This is a genomic window from Sediminibacterium sp. FW305-C-49 (assembly GCF_058231085.1).
In genome coordinates this window covers 364,584-379,676 of record NZ_JBIQXS010000002.1, presented here as the reverse complement: position 1 = coordinate 379,676, position 15,093 = coordinate 364,584, and the positions used below count along the sequence as shown (strand labels likewise).

The 15,093-nt window shown below is 40.3% G+C and carries 14 protein-coding genes; 6 read left to right on the top strand and 8 right to left on the bottom strand.

The window, feature by feature from the left end:
• Nucleotide 1 precedes the first annotated feature (1 nt).
• The 3 genes from ACH3Z1_RS09025 to ACH3Z1_RS09015 all read right to left on the bottom strand — a co-directional run bounded on the left by ACH3Z1_RS09025 (nt 2) and on the right by ACH3Z1_RS09015 (nt 3,598).
• Nucleotides 2–2,227 (bottom strand): monovalent cation:proton antiporter family protein, encoded by a 2,226-nt coding sequence (locus ACH3Z1_RS09025; RefSeq protein WP_490821600.1) that lies wholly within the window; start codon nt 2,225–2,227, stop codon nt 2–4.
• Nucleotides 2,228–2,295: 68 nt separating this feature from the next.
• Nucleotides 2,296–2,760, bottom strand: a complete 465-nt coding sequence (locus ACH3Z1_RS09020; protein ID WP_490821599.1) for a YkgJ family cysteine cluster protein — start codon at nt 2,758–2,760, stop codon at nt 2,296–2,298.
• Between the two features lie 40 nt (nt 2,761–2,800).
• Entirely contained in the window at nt 2,801–3,598 is a 798-nt protein-coding gene (locus ACH3Z1_RS09015) for a DUF3667 domain-containing protein (protein ID WP_490821598.1), read from the bottom strand.
• Nucleotides 3,599–3,763: 165 nt separating this feature from the next.
• Between ACH3Z1_RS09015 and gcvP the strand changes: the two genes are divergently transcribed.
• A complete protein-coding gene (gcvP, locus tag ACH3Z1_RS09010) occupies nt 3,764–6,634 on the top strand; it encodes an aminomethyl-transferring glycine dehydrogenase (RefSeq protein WP_490821597.1) in 2,871 nt (956 codons plus the stop codon).
• Between the two features lie 47 nt (nt 6,635–6,681).
• On the opposite strand, the gene ACH3Z1_RS09005 is transcribed toward gcvP, so the two are convergent.
• Genes ACH3Z1_RS09005 through ACH3Z1_RS08995 form a run of 3 tightly spaced genes read right to left on the bottom strand, consistent with a single transcriptional unit; the run spans nt 6,682 to nt 7,768 of the window.
• On the bottom strand, nt 6,682–6,987 hold the full coding sequence (locus tag ACH3Z1_RS09005; protein WP_490821596.1) for a helix-turn-helix domain-containing protein: 306 nt from the start codon (nt 6,985–6,987) through the stop codon (nt 6,682–6,684).
• Between the two features lie 23 nt (nt 6,988–7,010).
• Nucleotides 7,011–7,319 carry a type II toxin-antitoxin system RelE/ParE family toxin gene (locus ACH3Z1_RS09000; protein WP_490821595.1) on the bottom strand — a complete coding sequence of 103 codons (309 nt, stop codon included), beginning with the start codon at nt 7,317–7,319 and terminating at the stop codon, nt 7,011–7,013.
• 47 nt (nt 7,320–7,366) lie between these two features.
• On the bottom strand, nt 7,367–7,768 hold the full coding sequence (locus ACH3Z1_RS08995) for a hypothetical protein (protein WP_490821594.1): 402 nt from the start codon (nt 7,766–7,768) through the stop codon (nt 7,367–7,369).
• Nucleotides 7,769–8,027: 259 nt separating this feature from the next.
• Between ACH3Z1_RS08995 and ACH3Z1_RS08990 the strand changes: the two genes are divergently transcribed.
• The 5 genes from ACH3Z1_RS08990 (at nt 8,028) to ACH3Z1_RS08970 (ending at nt 12,000) form a co-directional block, all read left to right on the top strand.
• Entirely contained in the window at nt 8,028–8,339 is a 312-nt protein-coding gene (locus tag ACH3Z1_RS08990) for a hypothetical protein (protein ID WP_490821593.1), read from the top strand.
• A gap of 145 nt (nt 8,340–8,484) precedes the next feature.
• A complete protein-coding gene (locus ACH3Z1_RS08985) occupies nt 8,485–9,288 on the top strand; it encodes a hypothetical protein (RefSeq protein WP_490821592.1) in 804 nt (267 codons plus the stop codon).
• A gap of 13 nt (nt 9,289–9,301) precedes the next feature.
• Nucleotides 9,302–9,892 (top strand): hypothetical protein, encoded by a 591-nt coding sequence (locus ACH3Z1_RS08980; RefSeq protein ID WP_490821591.1) that lies wholly within the window; start codon nt 9,302–9,304, stop codon nt 9,890–9,892.
• A gap of 121 nt (nt 9,893–10,013) precedes the next feature.
• Nucleotides 10,014–10,871 carry a dienelactone hydrolase family protein gene (locus tag ACH3Z1_RS08975; RefSeq protein ID WP_490821590.1) on the top strand — a complete coding sequence of 286 codons (858 nt, stop codon included), beginning with the start codon at nt 10,014–10,016 and terminating at the stop codon, nt 10,869–10,871.
• 82 nt (nt 10,872–10,953) lie between these two features.
• A complete protein-coding gene (locus tag ACH3Z1_RS08970) occupies nt 10,954–12,000 on the top strand; it encodes an NAD(P)-dependent alcohol dehydrogenase (RefSeq protein WP_490821589.1) in 1,047 nt (348 codons plus the stop codon).
• A 76-nt stretch (nt 12,001–12,076) separates the two neighbouring features.
• Here the strand turns inward: ACH3Z1_RS08970 and ACH3Z1_RS08965 are convergent, their stop codons facing one another.
• Together ACH3Z1_RS08965 and ACH3Z1_RS08960 are read right to left on the bottom strand one after the other, a co-directional pair.
• Entirely contained in the window at nt 12,077–13,591 is a 1,515-nt protein-coding gene (locus ACH3Z1_RS08965) for an alkaline phosphatase family protein (protein WP_490821588.1), read from the bottom strand.
• A 17-nt stretch (nt 13,592–13,608) separates the two neighbouring features.
• Entirely contained in the window at nt 13,609–15,093 is a 1,485-nt protein-coding gene (locus ACH3Z1_RS08960) for a SusD/RagB family nutrient-binding outer membrane lipoprotein (RefSeq protein ID WP_490821587.1), read from the bottom strand.

Below are 15,093 nucleotides of genomic sequence, written 5' to 3'. Positions count from 1 at the left end.
ATTAAGGATGATATAACTGCTGTATCTTCTTTCTATTCCCCACAATCCAAACAATATCATCCCACTCTAATTGTGTAAACGAAGATGGGTTGAGAATACGTTCACCTTTTCTTTCAATACCTACCACCAGTCCATTGGTTTTTTCCCTGATACCAGATTCACGGATCGTTAATCCTTTCAGGCGGGTATGTTCATCCACCACAATTTTTTCCAGTTCTACCAGTTCTTTTTCCGTATCGGCTTCTTCGGAATAGGCCAGCATAATTTTACCAAACTCCAGCATCTGCTGATCGGTTCCAATCACGCCAATCGTATCAAAAGGGAAAATCTTTTCTGTTCTTGCAGGTGCAAACATTACTTTGTTGCCCCTTTCAATAAAAGCCACATTGATGCCGTAAGATTCTCTCCATTGCAATTCTTCCAATGTTTTACCTATATAAGCAGCGTGAGGGCTGATACGGTATTGGGTAAGGTGTGCATCCCAGGGTGATAAATGGCTCTGTGTTTTGTTTTGTTCCAGTAATTCCTTTTCATGAAGGTTTTGCAGAAAACGATCTTCCAGCCGCTGGTAAAAACTTTGTAATCGCTGGCGAAATAAAATACCAATAATCAGCATAACAGCAAGTGTACCACCAACCGTTATCCAGAAATCGAAAAGCTGACGTAAAAGAAAACCTACCAGCACTACTGCAATGGCATTGCGGGCAATTTCCAGCATCACCAATGGGCCGTGGCTGTACTTACGATCGAGCCATAAAGCTGCGTATGCACTTTTGTTCATTTTTTTTACGGTGAGTGCCCAGATAAAAGGCGCCATGGCAATCAATCCGATCAAAGCGCTGATGATTTTTGCCGTGATGGGTTCCTGTATATATTTCAACAGAAAAGGTTGAAGAAAATAAGCAATGAGTAAAGTGAGTGCAATCATCATCACACCATTCAGAATGATGATCTGAATATAAAAACGCAACAATCTTTTCCAGTTGCTTTCACTTTCAATGATCTGCGAACTGCTGCTGTATTTTTCTAAAGCAGTAATCCACCTGGATGGTAACACACGTAATAAAAACTGATGCAGTGGTTCTGCCAGTTTAATCATATAAGGTGTTGTGAATGTTGTAATAACCGATACCCCTACTGCAATCGGATAGAGATAAGAACTGGTTACATTCAACGATACCCCAAGCGTAGCAATAATAAATGAAAACTCACCAATTTGAGACATGCTGGTACCAGCCTGTACTGCCTGTTTCAACGGGCGGGCAGCTAGTAATGCACCAGTCGTTACAAATATGGTCTTACCCAGCATAACAGCCATCGTTAACAGAAATACCGGTAATGCATATTCTACCAGAATATCCGGGTCAATCAACATCCCAACCGATACAAAGAAAATAGCACCGAATAAATCTTTTACAGAAGTAACCAGGTGTTCAATCTTATGCGCCTGTGTTGTTTCCGCCAGAATAGAGCCCATAATAAATGCGCCGAGCGCTGCAGAAAAACCTACCTGGTCTGCTAACACTACCATACCCAGACAAAGGGCGAGTGAGATCACCAAAAGCGTTTCACTACTCAACCATTTCTGTACCTTTTTGAAAAAAGTAGGCAACAAAAAAATACCCATCAGGAACCAGAGGCAAAGAAAAAAAAGCAGTTTGCCAATCGATAAAAACATTTGTGTTCCTTCAAACTGTTTACTGACTGCTACGGTTGATAATAATACCATCAATAAAATAGCTACCAGGTCTTCAATAACAAGTACACCCAATACCAGCCCGGTAAACTGTTTTGTTTTCAATCCGAGTTCATCAAAAGCACGAAAAATGATGGTGGTGGAGGAAATGGCTATAATACCGCCTAAAAACATACTATCCATTGCTGACCAACCCAATAATTGACCCATGCCATAACCCAACGACATCATACACAACAATTCAGTGATTCCGGTAATAGCAGCAGAGCCGCCCACTTTTACCAGTTTTTTAAAACTGAATTCAAGTCCTAATGCAAACAAAAGAAACACCACACCGATTTCAGCCCATATTTTTATGCCTTCGACATCGCCAATGGTGGGAAAGAGTTTGAAATTGGGCCCTACAATCAAACCTGCTATTATATATCCCAGAACAACAGGTTGTTTAAATTTTTTAAAAAGCAATGTAATTACCGCTGCCGCTCCAAGAATAAGGGCCAGGTCTTTAATTAAAACCGGTAAATGTGCCATAGTCCAATCTTTAAAATAAATAATGCGCTCAGGGAATGGCCAGAATATACAAAAAAATCCGGAACTGTTTATGACTTCAGTAAATGTTCTAACACATGGTGTACTGCCGGACAAAAAGTTGAATTTTTTAGTGTGATAACGGGTCTCTTTATCAATACATCTTCATTGGTGTATGGAAAACGTTTACAGTCTGATGGGCGATCTTCATAAATACTACAATAGTTATCAGCACCGAGAAATGGACAGGGTTTGGTATTGGTAACATAATCGCCATCTGTATCAAGCACCAGGTAAGTGTCGATAAAAGCACTCTCCTTTAATTTCAACAGCTTACTGATCCGTTTTATATCAGGTGTTTTAAACCGTGGTGAATAGTTTTTACAGCAATTGGCGCAGGTAAGACAGTCAATCTCTGCAAAAGCTTTTTCGTGCAGATCGGGAAGTTGTTTCAATACTTTATTCTTATCTGCACGCTGCAGAAATTGTTTGTATTGTTTTTGATGATCCGCACTTATTTTTTCCCATTGCTGCATGAAAAGAATTTATGCAAAGATAATAGTATGTTTCAGACGCTTACCAGGTTAGCAGAAAGTATGCGATGGTAGCGATCACTACCATTAGCATGGTAAAAAACATACCTAATATATTTGCCGCCGCTACCATGAGAATGTTGACGAATCCTTTCAGTCTTAAAAGTTTGGTATAGGCAAAAGTTGTGTACACTATTTGTATCAATAAATTCGCGCCTAACAAAAGCGGAATCCAATCCTTATGTATAGTAGTCAGCAATGGTACAAATGTAAGAGTACTGATCAATGAAAGCACAGAGGTTAACATCAGATATGACACCAGGTGTTCTGCATAATTCAATTTTTTACCCTTAAAAACCAGCCAGAAAGCAAATGCCATAATCGGAGCGGTTATAAAGGTCATGATATTCGTTTTTTTCTCCATAAAGGCATTCACTTTTGCCTGTCCTTCTGTTATACGCTGATAGATAGCTTTTGCTTCCTCCGTCTTTGCGTTTGCCATCTGTGCCTGCGTTATGTATTGGTTCTTCTGAAAAGGATGGAAAATAGAGTTCATGAATACTGAGAAACCAAGTATGATGAGCAACAAAGTAAATGGATTGAAGTATTTTTTTCTTTTTCCTTCTACGATATATTCCTGTAGTACTACTCCAGGTCGTATGGCTAATTCTTTCAGTAATACAAATGCTCCCCGATCGGCATGTGTAAATGCATGCAAAAACTCATGAAGGAAATGAGGGATTGTAAACCGATGAATACTGGTTTTCTGACCACATCCCGGACAAATGCTAAAATCCGGGGCCAGTTCCCTTCCACAGTTAGCGCAATGTGTTGATTCCATGTGCAATATTATGATTTTAAAAATATTGAAACAATTTGATTCACAGCTTATTAACCGGGTGAACAAAACATGAATTTTCCCGTTGTGGAAGCTTACCTTTGCGGCGTTTAAAACCCCGGCCTTCTAAAACCGGTTTTTTACCACCATTTTAAGCCATTCCTGAATATGAATCTTTTTGAACAACAATCAGCAGAGTTTCAAACACGTCATATCGGACCCAATGAAGCCGATACACGTAAAATGTTAGAAGTTATTGGCACAGGTTCACTGGACGAACTCATCAGTAAAACAGTTCCTGACAGCATTCGTATTAAAAAGCCTTTGGGTGTGCCTGCTGCGATCAGTGAATTCCAATACCTCAGCGAACTCAAAAAGACAGCTTCAAAAAATAAAGTATTCAAAAACTATATTGGTCAGGGATATTATGGCACCATCACTCCCAGCGTAATTCTGCGCAATGTTTTTGAAAATCCGGGATGGTACACTCAATACACACCATACCAGGCTGAAATTTCGCAAGGTCGTCTTGAAAGCCTGCTCAATTTCCAGACTATGGTGTCTGATTTGACCGGTCTTCCTATTTCCAATGCATCATTACTGGATGAAGCCACTGCTGCTGCCGAAGCCATGGCCATGATTTTTCACCATGTGAACAAAACCGATGTTATCAGCAAACCAAAACTTTTTGTTGATCAACATACTTTCCAGCAAACCATCGATGTGCTTGTTACAAGAGCAGAGCCAATAGGAATTGAAATTGTTATCGGTGACTACAACCATGCAAATATTGACGAAACCTATTTCGGTGCTTTATTACAATACCCCAACAGCATAGGTTCGGCAGAAGACCATAGAAACTTTATTGAAAAAGTTCACAGTGTTGATGGTCTGGTTATTATGGCTACCGATCTGCTGGCACTAACCTTACTCACCCCTCCGGGTGAACTGGGTGCCGATGTTGCAGTAGGTAGCGCACAACGTTTTGGTGTTCCGATGGGTTATGGCGGACCACATGCTGCATTCTTTGCAACCCAGGACGATTTCAAAAGAGGAATGCCTGGCCGACTGATTGGTGTAAGTATTGATGCACAGGGTAACCGTGCATTACGCATGGCGCTTCAGACAAGAGAGCAACACATTAAAAGAGAAAAAGCCACTTCAAATATTTGTACGGCTCAGGCTTTACTGGCGAATATGGCAGCGATGTATGCTGTATTTCATGGCCCAACAGGTCTGCAGCAAATAGCTACCCGTGTTCACCTGCTCACAAAAGCTTTGTCGAATGGACTTGCCCAGATGGGAATTGAACAGGTAAATAAAAGTTACTTCGATACGCTATCTGTTACAGGTGTTGATGTGGATGTACTCAGGAAAACAGCAGAAGCTGCAGAAACCAATTTCTTCTACCAAAAGAATAGGGTAATCATCAGTATCGATGAAACTACTGGTGTAAGTGATATCAATACTATACTCAGCATTTTTGCAAAAGCAACGGGAAAAACGGCAGTAACAGTTGCTGACAATTCATTATCCGATAATAGTTACCAGCTAGCTGCAGGTCTTACACGTACTTCCGCCTATCTTACGCACCCTGTTTTCAATACACATCGTAGCGAGAGCCAGATGATGCGTTATATCAAACAACTGGAAAACAAAGACCTTTCTTTGAATACCAGTATGATCAGTCTCGGAAGCTGTACCATGAAACTGAATGCAGCATCAGAGATGATTCCGGTAAGCTGGCCTGAGTTTGGAGGATTACACCCTTTTGCACCTGCTTCACAAACAGAAGGTTATCAGCAAATCGTCAATGAACTGAATGATTATTTGTGTAAAATAACCGGCTTTACTGCCTGCAGCCTGCAACCCAATAGTGGTGCACAGGGCGAGTATGCTGGTTTATTAACCATTCGGGCCTATCATGCCGCAAGAAATGAAGCGCATAGAAATGTGGTACTTATTCCTATCAGTGCACACGGCACCAACCCAGCCAGTGCTGTAATGGCTGGCTTTAAAGTAGTAGTCGTAAAATGTGATGATGCCGGAAATATTGATGTAGCAGATCTGAAAGCAAAAGCAGAACAATACAAAGACAGTCTTGGTGCCCTGATGGTTACTTACCCATCTACACATGGTGTATTCGAAGAAACCATCAAAGATATCTGCCAGATCATTCATGAGAATGGCGGTCTGGTATATATGGATGGTGCAAATATGAACGCACAGGTTGGATTAACAAGTCCGGGTATGATTGGTGCCGATGTATGTCACCTCAACCTCCATAAAACATTTGCTATTCCACATGGTGGTGGTGGCCCTGGTATGGGACCTATTTGTGTAAACGATAAACTGGCGCCCTATTTACCGGGCCATACAGTGCTGGGTAATGCTGCACTGGCTGTGAGTGCCGCTCAATATGGCTCTGCAAGTATTCTCCTCATTAGCTATGGCTACATTAAAATGTTAGGCGAAGAGGGTATCAGACGTTCTACAGAATATGCGATATTGAATGCCAATTACATGAAAGCGCGTTTGAAGAAGTACTATAAAATATTGTATACCGGAACAAATGGCACTTGTGCACATGAATTTATTGTTGACTTACGTCCTTTCAAACAAAGTGCTGGTATCGAAGCAGAAGATGTAGCGAAACGATTGATTGATTATGGTTTCCATGCGCCTACCATGAGCTTCCCTGTTCCGGGTACCATTATGATTGAGCCCACAGAAAGTGAAGACAAAGCCGAATTAGATCGTTTCTGTGATGCATTGATTTCTATTTATGAAGAAATAAAAGCCATTGAAGAAGGCAAAGCTGATAAAACAGATAACCCGCTTAAAAATGCGCCCCATACACAGGCTGTTATTTGCAGTGATGAATGGAAGCATGCATACAGCCGCCAGCAGGCTGCATTCCCGCTGTATTATGTAACCCAGAATAAATTCTGGCCAAGTGTGGCAAGGGTAAACAATACACATGGTGACAGAAACCTGATCTGTACCTGTGAGCCTGTTTCCTCTTATGTAACAGAATAAAAGAAAGATCATCAATAAAAAAGCCCTTCCAAAATGGAAGGGCTTTTTTATAACTGGATAGACAGTAATAGCTTTCCACCAAAACCTTCTTCCACAATTCTTTGCAGGGTTGAGAGCCGCACTTCCTTTACATCGTTTTCAATTTTAGAAATATAGGATTTGGTTGTTCCTACGCGGTTAGCCAGTTCTTCCTGGGTTAACCCTTTTCGTAAACGTGCTTCCTGAAGGAGAACTCCTGTTTTGAAATTTTTATACCCAGCTTCCAGCAGATCCCGTTTCGCTGTTCCTTTTTTTCCGTAATGCTTTTCTTTAAGTCTTTCTAAAGTAAGCATCTGTTTATTTTTCGCTTTCATATGCTTCTTTTATTTCAAGTGCTTTATTCATTTCTTTTGCGGGCGTTTTTTTTTTGTTTCTTTTGAAACCCGTTTATTATCACTACCACCCTGTCTTCATCAAAAAAACAAAATATCCTGAAAATATTTGTTGAAGATTGAACCCTTACTTCATATAACCCGTCTGTATTTTCAATGTGTTTTAAATAGGTTTTGGGAACCATCAACAAATCTTCTATTAACTCAAGGATCCAAAGTATTTTTTCTTTCACTTTCGGTTTTTGTAAAAGAAAAAAATGTTCGAAATAATCCTGGTAAAAAACTACCTGTCTTACTTTTTGGTTGTCTTTCATACAAAAGTAATTTAAGTTGCCCGATCGGGCAACTTTTTTATAACATTTTATTGCTCGTTCAACTTTAACCGTTGCTCAAGTATGTCAATTAGTTTCTGCTTATCAAGCAAGGCAGCTTCGAGTTGGGTGATCTGTTTTTTCAATAATGGTACCAGTTCGCGCATTACTAAACCGTATGTGGCGGACTCCTCCTCAACTGTATTGAATGGTTGTATTTTCACTTCGCGATAAATTGGGTTGAGCATTTCGCCTTCACCAGAAAGTAACCAGGTGATATTTAATTCAGGAAAACGTTTTTCGATTCTGAGTAAAATGGCTCCGCCAAAAGAGCCTTTGTTTTTGCGTTGTTTACCTAAATAGCCATTTGATAACCCACATTCCATTTCTACCCATCTCGGACGAAAACGTTTATGTTCCATAAATTGATAGAATCTTTCAGGTGCTGTCATTGTGAATAAATGTTTAGAAAATGAACGAATTCTGATAGAAGTGTATAGAAAATGATTTTTTAATTTTATGGTATTGAATACTTACGAAGAAAAAAACAAAATATAAATGCTGCAATACGTATTTATACCTGATTTGGCCTGGGAAAACCCGCAGAAATAAACATAATACAGGTCAATAGTGAAAAACGCCATGTCGTAAGCAAGTGATCTGCCGCAACACTTCGCGTTAGAAGTATTGAAAGTTTTCTAAAAAAATACTATGCAACAGGAAATTCGTCAGGAAGAGCCGGCACTCTCGACTTTAACCAAAGAAGAAATGACCAAACCAACACTGGTACTTGCTGAATTATTTGATTTTGCCCATCTACCCGACCTGAAACTAATGTTATGGGAATGGCTGAAAGCCACAGTTACTGGTAGCTATAACAAAACACTCAGCAAGAGAGAAAAAGCTTCTATCCTTTTATTATATGAGTACATGGAAAAACTTCTTGAGGCAAATCATTTGCTGCACATCGAACAGCAAAAAAAAGATGCAAAAAAGATGGATGACCAAAAACATTTTTTCTAACAGATTGGTATCACATATTTATGTGATGAAATTTCTAATCTGTTGTATATCAACGTTAAGCGATGATACAGTCGGTTATATACCGTCATGAATGGTTTGCATTCGCCTAAATGCGATGATAGTTTTGTGTTTCGAAATTTTCAACATGAAACAAAAATCATTACCCATTCTTTTTGTGTGTGCAGCTTTTGCCATACAAACTGAATCGAACGCACAAGGCTTTCTGAAAAAACTCAAAGACAAAGTAGAAAAGAAAGCAGAGGAAGTATTAGACAAAAAAGTGGCAGACAAAACAGGTACCGGCAATACAACTGGGAACAATACCGGTAACACAAACCCCATTGCTACATCAAAAAATGGCAGACCCGTGAATACCTCAGGCGAAGGCTTAAAGAATTCAACAGTACCTGATGTTTTACAACAGATAACAGATGCCGATCTTGCCTATAACAAACAACAGTTTGGCGAAGCCCGTTTTTCTGTTCAGCAGGCTTTACTGGGTGTGGAATTACAAATCGGCAAGCAACTATTACAATCTCTTCCTGCCGAAATTGCCGGTTTACCAAAAGATTCTACAGAAGACAGGGTAATGAGCGCCCGTTATGGCTGGGCCAACCTTACCATACAGCGTATTTATCAGAAAGACGATAAGCAATTGTCCATTCTTATTGGTAACAATGCCATGTATGCAGGTGCACTGGACATGTATTTTGGCTTTGCATCCACTCAGTCAAATGGTGATACACAGAACACCAAACAAATCAGGCTTAAAGGCAACAAAGCCATTATACAGTTTGAAAACAGAGAAGGTTATACCATCCTCATGCAAATGGGTACTGCTGGTATGATTACCTGGAAAGGAATCAATTTTACTACAGAAAAAGATATGATGGACGCTGTTCAGCAATTCGATATCGACTCGATCAAAAAAACAATGGGTGAACAATAGTAAACATATACAAATGAAAAAGACTTATACAATCATCCTGGCATTACTGGTTACTTCACTGGTGCATGCACAGGATTTTAAAAAAAATATCACTACAGCACAAACCAGCTACAATACAGGTAAATTACAAGATGCACATTTTGCTTTATTGCAAATGATGCAGGATCTTGATATTACCATTGGCAAAGAAGTTTTAAAATTGTTTCCAGCTTCGATGGATAGTCTTCAAGCTATTGCAAAAGAAGAAAATGTGTCAGGAAGCAGCCAGTTTACCGGCGTTACCATTGAGAAAAAATATGGATTGTTTACCAAAAAAGCCACTTTGAATGTGGTGATCAATTCTCCTTTACTCAATGCACTCAATGCCTATATCAACTCACCTATGCTGGCGGGGTTTGGTGGCGATCCGAATACAAAAATTGTAAAAGTGAGTAATTACAAAGCCAGGTTAACCAAAGAAGATGATGAACAAAATGCTTATCGTCTTGAAATTCCGATGAGTAATGCATTGCTCAGTTTGAAAATAAACAACAGTACCGAAGCTGAACTGTTGGCTCTTGCGGCACAGTTACCCGTTGCAAAAATGGCGAGCCTGGTTCAATAAACTTATTTAGCAAGCAATATCGTATAAGCTATCTGTCCGGTTCGGCAGATAGCTTTTTTTATTCGGTAAACTGTTTTGCCTGCCCAATGGCAATCGGTATATTTATACAAACCATACCCATATGAAGCAGGAAATCATTAATCTGTACGATGAGTACACGCATAAACCTTTACCACGCGAAGTATTTTTAAAGCGACTGGCCCTGCTTGCAGGTAGCACCACTGCGGCCATGGCCATCCTACCCATGCTTGAAAACAACTACGCAGTAGCTGCTACCATTCCTGAACAGGATATTGAACTCATCACAGAAGATATTACATATGATGCAGGTGGTGTAACCATGAAAGCCTACCTGGCCAGACCAAAAAAAGAGGGTAAATATGGTGGTGTAATTGTGATACATGAAAACCGGGGACTGAATGATCATATTCGTGATGTGGCACGCCGTGCTGCAAAAGCAGGCTATGTTGCCATAGCGCCCGATGCATTGTCGGCTGCAGGCGGCACACCAACAGATCAGGATCAGGCAAGAGACCTATTCAGCAAAATTGATGCAAAACAAAACCTGATCAACTTCGTAAAAGGTTTCGATTATTTAAAAAGCCGCAAAGACTGTAATGGCTTTACTGGTTGTGTAGGTTTCTGCTGGGGTGGCGCATTGGTCAACCAGTTAGCTGTGCATGTACCTGACCTGAAAGCTGCCGTTGCTTTTTATGGCAGACAGGCCGATGCTGCTGATGTTCCCAAAATAAAAGCAGCGTTGCAGTTGCATTATGGAGGTTTGGATGAGCGTATCAATGCGGGCATACCAGCTTATGAAGACGCATTGAAAAAAAATAACATAAAGTATGAGGTTTATATTTATGAAGGTGTAAACCATGCTTTCCATAACGACACTTCAGGTGCCAGGTACAATGAAGCAGCCGCAAAACTTGCCTGGAAAAGAACACTTGATTTTTGGGCAGCCCATATGAAATAACCCTATTTATTTCCCATTATAGTAAAACAAAGCGCGAACGATAACATTTTTAAGCTGTTAACTTCGTACAAAGATTAATCCCATGATAGCAACCAAAGCTTACGCAGCAGAAACACCCAAAGCGGCCCTCGCCCCCTTTCAACTTGAAAGAAGAGAACCCGGGCCACATGATGTACATATTGATATTTTATACTGCGGGGTTTGTCATTCAGACATCCACCAGGCACGCGAAGAATGGGGTAAAGCCATTTTCCCGATGGTTCCGGGACATGAAATTGTGGGAAGGGTTATTGGCGTAGGAGATAAAGTAACCAAATTTAAAGTAGGCGATCTTGCCGGTGTAGGTTGTTTTGTTGATTCATGCCGCACCTGCGACAACTGCAAAAACGATCTGGAACAGTATTGTGATGGAGGTATGGTGGGTACTTATAACGGCCGTGAAAGAGTGACCAATGCACCTACTTACGGAGGTTATTCCACCAATATCGTGGTAGATGAAAATTATACCCTTCAAATTTCCGACAAACTCCCGCTCGAGGGCGTAGCGCCACTGCTTTGTGCAGGTATTACTACCTACTCACCACTGCGTTATGTGGGCGTGAAGAAAGGACATAAAGTGGCCGTATTTGGTTTGGGCGGACTTGGACATATGGGTGTAAAATTCGCAGCTGCTTTTGGTGCAGAAGTAACCATGCTCAGCACGTCTCCTTCCAAAGAAGCCGATGCCAAAAGATTAGGTGCTCATCATTTTGCACTTATTACGAATAAGGATACCATGAAGAGCCTGGAAAACTCTTTTGATTTTATTCTCAACACTGTTTCGGCTGACCATGAATATAGTACTTACCTGAACCTGTTGAAAACAAATGGAACCATGATTATTGTTGGGCTTCCGGAATCGCCTTCCAAAGTACCTGCATTTGATTTGGTACCCAAACGCAGAAGTATTCTTGGCTCCATGATCGGTGGTATCAAAGAAACCCAGGAGATGCTCGATTTCTGTGCAGAACACAATATAGTATCCGATGTAGAAGTAATTCCGATGCAAAAAATCAATGAAGCTTATGAAAGAATGATTAAAGCTGATGTACGATACAGGTTTGTGATTGATTTGGCATCCCTCAAATAAATCATACCATTCATTATAATAAAAATGCGCCTGCAATTTTTACAGGCGCATTTTTCATTTCTGTCCACTTATAAAACTACTGTAATACTCTTTCTGTTTTGGCATAGTTGATATACCTGTATTTACCAATTGTACTTATATCAAGCATCAATTTATAAGTAACCCCATTTACAACTGTACTGGTTTCAACACGTTCTTTTTTTGCATTTGCCGTTTGTGTTTTTGAGCGGGCAAATAATTCAGTAAACGCTCTCCCCTGCATAGTTGCAGGTGCAGGAATATGGTGAATTGATAAAACCGTTGGAGCTATGTCAACATTCGATGTTGGCAGGTTACCCTCAAATGCTTTTTTAAATGATGGGCCATCTGCCAGTAAAGCGATATGCACTTCATATGGGCTAAATCCTCCATGACCTGCAACACCACGGGCATAACTGGTACCTGCATAGCCTGTACTGTTTTTTGCATCGTTCCAGTTTTCATCTACCAGAATATCGGCGGCTCTTTCCGGATGATTCCAATGGATGGCATCAAATGAAAGTGTACCAGGTACCCAACCTTTCATGCCACCCGTTTTGTCTGCTTTGGTAAATATGGCACCTACCCATTCTTCCTGTTGCAGTGCAGCTACTACTTTACGGATTAATTCAGCATCATGATTTTTGATGTATAAGGCGCCTTCCGCCGCTACGATATCATCAGAGTCTCGGTCTTTTTTTAACCCCTTTTGAATCAGGAATTCTGCAACACCCATTTTACCTGCCTTGGTCACAAATCCATGATCTGTTGAAATGATAATATTTACCTTGTTACGTAGTCCTTTCTCATCCAATGCAGTGATGATTCTTCCAAATTGTTCATCAACAGATTTGATAGATGCATTCGCTGCTGCAGAACCAATACCATCACTATGTGCAGCACCGTCAGGGTCTGAATACCAGATAGCATTTACCAATGGACCGTTGTTAGCAAAACCAAATTGTATCAATGCATCAGTAATCCATTTATGCTGTGCGCTATTGGGTTTAGCATGTGCAGGAATAGGGCCCAATACATTTGTCAACTGATCTTTAAAAGAAGCTGGCAATATCATTGACGTATTCACAATCGCCCCATTACCTACTTTATGATTCTGTAATAATGCCTGTCCGGTAGAGCCTGAACTGAATACCATCATTCTTTGACCAACAGACTCCAATGCTTCACCCAATGAAACAGCCGTTAACAACCGGTCATTGGTAGCTGCTGAAATTTTATTCAATTCACTGGCATCTCCTGTGTTCAGTCCTTTAACAGGGTTTACCTGCGGGAAATAAACCGTATTACCCATAATACCATTTGTACCCGGGTAACTTCCGGTTGAATAAGATGAAGAGTTCACCCTTGTAACGGTAGGAAATACACTATGGTGTTGTTTTCCATACGACCCTCTTTTGCTGAATGCATAAACATTAGGCATCAACTCAGGAGTAATATAATCGGGTCTTAACCCATCAAAAAAAACGATCAGGGTTTTTACCGAAGTATCTACCTGTGCCGAAACATGCAGGCAAACAAGTAATATCATTATTAATAAACTGTTCTTTTTCATATTTATCATTTGACTGGTTATTTATTCCACCACACTTTGATATCACTGTTATCTCCTCCTATCGCCGTAACCGCTTTGGCAAGATTTGCCGCATTGAGTGATTGTAAATAAGTTGGATAAGGTACTCTGTTAGGAAATTTATTTTCAGATGGAATACCAGTACCTCGCGGAAGTACGGGATAACCTGTTCTTCTTTTTTCAAACCATGACTGATAGTCTACAAAGAAATAGGCATAATATTTTTGCAGCATAATCCTTTCCATCTGTTGCTCTGCTGTTGCTGTTGCATCATATGCTACACCTGGCTGGTTAAGGTAACCTGCCGGTAAGGCAAGACCCCATTGAGTCATAGAAGCTGTTATACCTGCATCATAATGTTGTTTTGCAGTTCTGCCTGTTACAAAGCCTTTTACTGCCAGTTCAGCTTTGATAAATTCAAGCTCAGCCAATGTCATCATAATACCCATAGGTATATAGGTTTTCAATACATCATTATAACTCGAATTACGTCCTACCTGGTATTCAGTCGTTACCGGATAGCCACTTTCAATACCAACATATGACGGAACACCAGCAACGGTTACCGTTGTACTCCACAGCGTTCTTCTCGGATCATTATCTGCATTCATTTTATCCATAAAGAATTTTGTGAAATAAGTACCATCACGCCAGTCTAGCTGCCTTGCATTATAATATGGATTGAAATAAGGAAAAGACCCTGTGAACTTAAATATTGCTTCGTCTGCATTCGCAGCAAACATGGGATACTTTACAGCATCTGCCAGCATTGTAGTAATCTGGTTGTTTACATTAATCTCATCATTTCGCTTCGATATTCTTAGCAGCAACCGAAGTTTTAATGAATTACAAAAACGTTTCCATTTTACCATACCCGGATTAACCGTTCCCGATAAAGCATTGGCATTGTATAACATGTCGCCGCCGTATGTTAATGCCTTACCGGTATTAATAAGCTCATTTGCTGTTTCGAGTTCAGCTAATATTTTGGTGTAGATATCTTTCTGTTTATCGAATGCGGGCTGAAAATTTCCCTCAGTAGCTTTGGTTGCTTCACTAAAAGGAACATCACCATACAGATCTGTTAAAATAGAATAGGACCATGCTTTATAGATCAGGGCAATGGCTTTATAATTAGGTTCATTTAATTCGTCCGCGATTCGGTAGATGTCTTCTATATCTGTTAAATAGGAATAAAAATTACTCCACACCCCTGCTCCGGGATTTACCACATAACGATGCAATCCAGTTCCGCCGGGACTTGAGCGGGGAGCATCTACCTGCATCAGTTCATGCGTAAAGTTTCTTGAAGCGGTAATAGACGAACTCACAATTCTGTATTGAAGTTGTGCCAGCATTACCCCCGGATTCACTTCTTTTGGTCTGTTGGGATCTGTATTCAGTGATTCAAAATTTTTGGCACAGCTACTCATCAGCACCAGCATGAGCAGCATTATATAATAATTGAATGAATATTTTTTCAT

Excerpts from the sequence above, each read along its gene's own strand:
- ACH3Z1_RS09025 (WP_490821600.1), bottom strand. The coding sequence starts at position 2,227 with ATGGCACATTTACCGGTTTTAATTAAAGACCTGGCCCTTATTCTTGGA.
- ACH3Z1_RS09020 (WP_490821599.1), bottom strand. The coding sequence starts at position 2,760 with ATGCAGCAATGGGAAAAAATAAGTGCGGATCATCAAAAACAATACAAA.
- ACH3Z1_RS09015 (WP_490821598.1), bottom strand. The coding sequence starts at position 3,598 with ATGGAATCAACACATTGCGCTAACTGTGGAAGGGAACTGGCCCCGGAT.
- gcvP (WP_490821597.1), top strand. The coding sequence starts at position 3,764 with ATGAATCTTTTTGAACAACAATCAGCAGAGTTTCAAACACGTCATATC.
- ACH3Z1_RS09005 (WP_490821596.1), bottom strand. The coding sequence starts at position 6,987 with ATGAAAGCGAAAAATAAACAGATGCTTACTTTAGAAAGACTTAAAGAA.
- ACH3Z1_RS09000 (WP_490821595.1), bottom strand. The coding sequence starts at position 7,319 with ATGAAAGACAACCAAAAAGTAAGACAGGTAGTTTTTTACCAGGATTAT.
- ACH3Z1_RS08995 (WP_490821594.1), bottom strand. The coding sequence starts at position 7,768 with ATGACAGCACCTGAAAGATTCTATCAATTTATGGAACATAAACGTTTT.
- ACH3Z1_RS08990 (WP_490821593.1), top strand. The coding sequence starts at position 8,028 with ATGCAACAGGAAATTCGTCAGGAAGAGCCGGCACTCTCGACTTTAACC.
- ACH3Z1_RS08985 (WP_490821592.1), top strand. The coding sequence starts at position 8,485 with ATGAAACAAAAATCATTACCCATTCTTTTTGTGTGTGCAGCTTTTGCC.
- ACH3Z1_RS08980 (WP_490821591.1), top strand. The coding sequence starts at position 9,302 with ATGAAAAAGACTTATACAATCATCCTGGCATTACTGGTTACTTCACTG.
- ACH3Z1_RS08975 (WP_490821590.1), top strand. The coding sequence starts at position 10,014 with ATGAAGCAGGAAATCATTAATCTGTACGATGAGTACACGCATAAACCT.
- ACH3Z1_RS08970 (WP_490821589.1), top strand. The coding sequence starts at position 10,954 with ATGATAGCAACCAAAGCTTACGCAGCAGAAACACCCAAAGCGGCCCTC.
- ACH3Z1_RS08965 (WP_490821588.1), bottom strand. The coding sequence starts at position 13,591 with ATGAAAAAGAACAGTTTATTAATAATGATATTACTTGTTTGCCTGCAT.
- ACH3Z1_RS08960 (WP_490821587.1), bottom strand. The coding sequence starts at position 15,093 with ATGAAAAAATATTCATTCAATTATTATATAATGCTGCTCATGCTGGTG.